The sequence below is a fragment of the Enterobacter sp. PL_is514 genome, from assembly GCF_055816715.1.
The window spans coordinates 1-2737 of sequence record NZ_JBVPGN010000007.1; the positions used below are offsets into that span (position 1 = coordinate 1).

The following is a 2737-nucleotide window of genomic DNA, read 5'->3' on the forward strand; positions in this document are numbered from 1 at the left end:
GGGCGCCTGCTGAAGCACTACGAGGCCCGCCATGGGCACGGCCGCGCGCAGTTCAGCTATGACGCCGCGGATAACCTCGCCGCCAGTGACGATGCGGTACCGGTCACGGATAACCGCCTGCAGCACTGGCAGGCGCTGTTCATGAAATACGACCACTGGGGCAACCTGGTCAGCCGTCGCAACGGGCTGTATGAACAGCATTACGCCTATGACGCCGAGAACCGTCTGGTGTCCGCCCGGGGAACCGGGCCGGAAGGGCGCTTTGAGGCGCGCTATCACTACGACGCGCTGGGCCGCCGCACGCGCAAAATCGTCACCACGACGCACGGCACCACCGACACCCGATTCCTGTGGCAGGGCTACCGCCTGCTGCAGGAGCAGCAGGAGAGCGGGCTGTACAGCACGTATGTATACGACCCGAATGAAGACTGGAGCCCGCTGGCGCGGGTGGATCACCTTCGTGACCAAAGCAGCGGTGAGATTTACTGGTTCAATACCGACCTGAACGGGGCGCCGCTGGAGGTCACAGACGAGCGCGGCACGGTGCGCTGGAGTGGCCAGTACGGCAGCTTTGGCGAAGTGCGCCATCAGAGCGAAGGGTTCTCACGGGTTGTGAACCGCACGGCGATGGCACACCAGCCGCTTCGCTATGCCGGGCAGTACGCTGACGGTGAGACGGGACTGCACTATAACCTGTTCCGCTACTACGACCCGCAGGTCGGGCGGTTTATTGTGCAGGATCCGATTGGGTTAGCGGGGGGATTAAATCTCTACCAATATGCTCCAAACCCTCTCAAATGGATAGATCCGTTAGGCTTAATGAAGTGCATGGGCGTTAGCGAGTCTGGTCATCATGTACCTGCTGTCCGCAAATCAAAAGGGCGGCCATTTGAAATTTCTAGAGCAGATAAAACTCGTCCTACATTATTCCCTAGGGGAGAAAACCCAGAACATGATCATTGGCGATTACATGATGCGGAAAGAGATACAATAGGGCCAAGACAAGGTGATTTTCCTGGTTCAGATAAAGAGTTATTTGATGCTTACAGGAGAGCGTATTCCAAATTAGATGATATCAAAGTTGATGTTAAGTCTCCAAACGGAACCTATTCGTTAGGTACTAATGTGACGCCAGTTAAAGCTGTTGATTTAATAGAGGTCTGGCTAAAAGAACAAGGGTTAATGTAATGAGTAATAATAAGTTAGCTGAAGTTGAAAATTTTTTGTCCTCTGCATCAGTTTTTGATTTTCTCAAAACATTAGATGCAGACAGCGCCTTGGATTCTAGAGATGAGCCAGAATTCGATGATGCATGGATGAAAGAGTTTAACTCATTAAAAAATGAAAGTTTTGATGCGGATGATATTGAAAATATCAATTCCTTGCGAGAGAAAGCATTTAAGCTATCATTCAGAGTAATTAATAATTCAGAAATATCATCACGCATATCAGATGATTTTGAATTAATTGCTAAAAGCGTTGTTGTTGGAAAGGATAATAATTGGGCCATCAGTTATCTATGGTCTTCGTATAAAGGTGGGAAGTTCCCACAATAAATGACGAGCCGGGAAAGGTGTTTTTTCCCGGCTGGTTTATTATTGAGCTCTGTTTAAGTAGGCGCAGTGTGAATATTTTTCATCTACTTAACAATTTTTTATATTTATGATTTTCTCGCTCAGGATCACCATTTAATTGATGCCACCGATAAAATGCTTCATTTGAATCCTAATATTATAATTCTATTTCCGAGAGCTTCATAGTAATGTGCCACATATTGACTACGCACCAAATATGAGGAGTAAAGGACATTGTTGAAAAAAATAGAGCGTTTTGGAGCGAAACCTGCATCATTACCATCAGATGAACTGATAAAGTGTTTAAATACATTAGAAGCATCAATAGGGCTAATCCCTGAAAGTTATCGTGCCTATTTACTTCATTTTGGCGCTTCTGTTCTTTTTAATATAAATTTTGTTTTCAAGGCGTTACAACCATCTCCGTGGTCTGATGAGCAAGGAAACGATACGCTTGAGTCTTTGTACGGCCTTGCAGAATCGGGTAAAGAATATACTGTCTTTGAAATTGCTGATACATACCGGAATGATTTTCGCGATCAATGGTTACCGATAGGAGCCTCGTCTGGTGATAATCAAATCTGTCTTTGCCTCAAGGGAGGTATGTCGGGAGAGATCTGGTTTTGGGATCACGAGTCTGATCCAATATTCAATGATTCAGTAGTGACCTCAGGGCTGACGAAAATAGCAAACTCCTTCGATGAGTTTGTTGATATGCTTACTGCTCAGGATGATAAAATAGATGCATCAGGAGTAGTTAAAGTCGATCTTGATTTTTAATAAAAGTGTACTTGTGGTGAACCTGGCGAAGCCCATCTATTACTGTAAGGTGGGTGTAGCTGGTGCAGCAGATTACAGCATCAACAGCCGCTTCGCTATGCAAGAAATATATATTTTGCTTTTAGAGAGAAATAATGGATATCTTTTCCATCATAAATGATTAAGATTTCAGTTATGTACTAGGGAGAGCTAGGATTGAATTATCGGCTGGACAGTTAACTCACGTACTTCCGCGACCTGAGCGGCCAGATTACCCGCATCCGCCGCACGCCGACGGCCGAAGGCGTTGCCCTGGGTATCGAAAGCGATGAGATCGCATACCGCCACGACGCCGCCGGGCGCGTGCTGAGCGAGTCCGGCATTAACGGCGCGGTGGGCTACGA

The 2737-nt window shown here is 46.9% G+C and carries 4 protein-coding genes; 3 read left to right on the forward strand and 1 reads right to left on the reverse strand.

The genetic code is table 11. The features are described from left to right. From AC0TNG_RS00055 to AC0TNG_RS00065, 3 genes are all read left to right on the forward strand, one after another. Positions 1-1188: RHS repeat domain-containing protein (locus AC0TNG_RS00055; protein WP_473712396.1), on the forward strand; the 1188-nt coding region annotated here is incomplete at its 5' end. Then, a complete protein-coding gene (locus AC0TNG_RS00060) occupies positions 1188-1556 on the forward strand; it encodes a hypothetical protein (RefSeq protein WP_024906916.1) in 369 nt (122 codons plus the stop codon). The genes AC0TNG_RS00055 and AC0TNG_RS00060, both read left to right, overlap by 1 nt. Positions 1557-1811: 255 nt before the next feature. Next, on the forward strand, positions 1812-2354 hold the full coding sequence (locus tag AC0TNG_RS00065) for an SMI1/KNR4 family protein (protein ID WP_196243975.1): 543 nt from the start codon (positions 1812-1814) through the stop codon (positions 2352-2354). Positions 2355-2543: 189 nt separating this feature from the next. On the opposite strand, the gene AC0TNG_RS00070 is transcribed toward AC0TNG_RS00065, so the two are convergent. After that, positions 2544-2737, reverse strand: a 194-nt coding sequence (locus AC0TNG_RS00070; protein WP_473712395.1) for a hypothetical protein, incomplete at its 5' end; no start/stop codon positions are given.